1 protein-coding gene is annotated in these 1,651 nt (G+C 71.5%); it reads right to left on the bottom strand.

Features of this window, described 5'->3' with window-relative positions; genetic code table 11:
* Window positions 1–292: 292 nt before the first annotated feature.
* Complete coding sequence (locus E2E34_RS34080) at window positions 293–1,291, bottom strand: aldo/keto reductase (RefSeq protein WP_138905685.1); 999 nt, start codon at window positions 1,289–1,291, stop codon at window positions 293–295.
* Window positions 1,292–1,651: the final 360 nt, after the last annotated feature.

Genomic DNA, 1,651 nt, shown 5'->3' with positions numbered 1-1,651 from the left:
GGCGAGGGGGTGTGCCGGGGGCGGTTACGCTCGATGCGTGGACCCGAAGAGCAGAAACCGGATCATGGCCGGTGTACTTGTGCTGATGTTCGTCGTCGTCGCCGTGGCGGCCGCGTTCGGCGGCTGAGCGGTTGGGCGGCTGAGCGGTTGAGCGGTTGGGCGGCGGCTGGAGTCACCGGCTGACGGTGGCGGCCGGACGCCGTTGCGGCGGGTGCCCACAGGCGGGTGCCGGAGGCCGCCACGGCGGGTGACGCCTGTGGGCGGCCTGTGGTGGCCGTAACGGCTCTCCCGGCTACCAGGCGAAGGCCTCGGGCGACGGTCCCGGTCCTGGGAAGATCTCGTCCAGCGACGCCAGCACCTCCTCCGACAGCTCCAGCTCGACCGCCCGCAGCGCCGACTCCAGCTGCTCCGCCGTACGCGGCCCGACGATCGGTCCGGTGACCCCCGGCCGCGTGAGCAGCCAGGCCAGGGCCGCCTCGCCGGGTTCGATCCCGTGCTTGCCGAGCAGATCCTCGTACGCCTGGACCTGTGCCCGTACCGTCGTGTTCGCGAGCGCGTCCGCCGACCGGCCGGCCGTGGAACGCGCCGCCCCGCCCTCGCGCTCCTTGCGCAGGACGCCGCCGAGCAGCCCGCCGTGCAGCGGCGACCACGGGACGACCCCGAGCCCGTACTCCCGCGCGGCCGGAATGACCTCCATCTCGGCGCGGCGCTCGGCGAGGTTGTAGAGGCACTGCTCGCTCACCAGCCCGTACGACCCGGTGCGCCGCGCGGTCTCGTTGGCCTGCGCGATGTGCCAGCCGGCGAAGTTCGACGATCCGGCGTACAGGATCTTGCCCTGCTGGACGAGTACGTCGACGGCCTGCCAGATCTCCTCGAACGGCGTGTGCCGGTCGACGTGGTGGAACTGGTAGATGTCGATGTAGTCGGTCCGCAGGCGCCTGAGGCTGGCCTCGACGGACCGGCGGATGTTGAGGGCGGAGAGGCGGTCGTGGTTGGGCCAGGGCGGGCCGTCGTCGAGCGACATGTTGGCGTACACCTTGGTGGCGAGGACGGTCTTGTCCCGCCGGTCGCCGCCCCTCGCGAACCAGGAGCCGATGATCTCCTCGGTACGGCCCTTGTTGGCGCCCCAGCCGTAGGCGTTGGCGGTGTCGAAGTAGTTGACGCCGGCCCCGAGAGCGGCGTCCATGATGCTGTGGCTGTCGGCCTCGCTCGTCTGGGGCCCGAAGTTCATCGTGCCGAGGACGAGGCGGCTGACCTTGAGTCCCGTGCGTCCGAGTTGCGTGTACTTCATGGTTGCCAAGCCAACGCCTTCGAGCGCGCTCGAAGCAAGGGGGCGTACCCGCGAGGAGACGTAGGACGGGAGGTGCGGTGCCACGGCGGCCGGCCGGGGCTGAGGAGCAGTGCCGGGCGAGTCCTGGGGCGTTGGTTGCTTCTGCTGGAAGGGCCGCCCTTTCCGGAGTGTGGCGGTGGAGGGGTGGGCGTCAAGGGCGCTCCTGCGTCGCGTCGCCTGCGGCGATTGCGCTTCGCTCCACCCTTGACCCCCACCCCTCCACCGCTGGTTCTTTACGGGGGGCGGCCCCGGGGGCGGGCCCCGGCGAAAGCCCGTATGCGTGCTCGGCTTTCGTTGCCGACCGGTGGGCGAGTGGGTGGG

This window comes from Streptomyces albidochromogenes (assembly GCF_005981925.1).
Classification (GTDB): Bacteria; Actinomycetota; Actinomycetes; order Streptomycetales; family Streptomycetaceae; genus Streptomyces; species Streptomyces albidochromogenes.
Note: the sequence above shows the minus strand (reverse complement) of the source record. Positions and strands in the feature narration are given on the sequence as shown.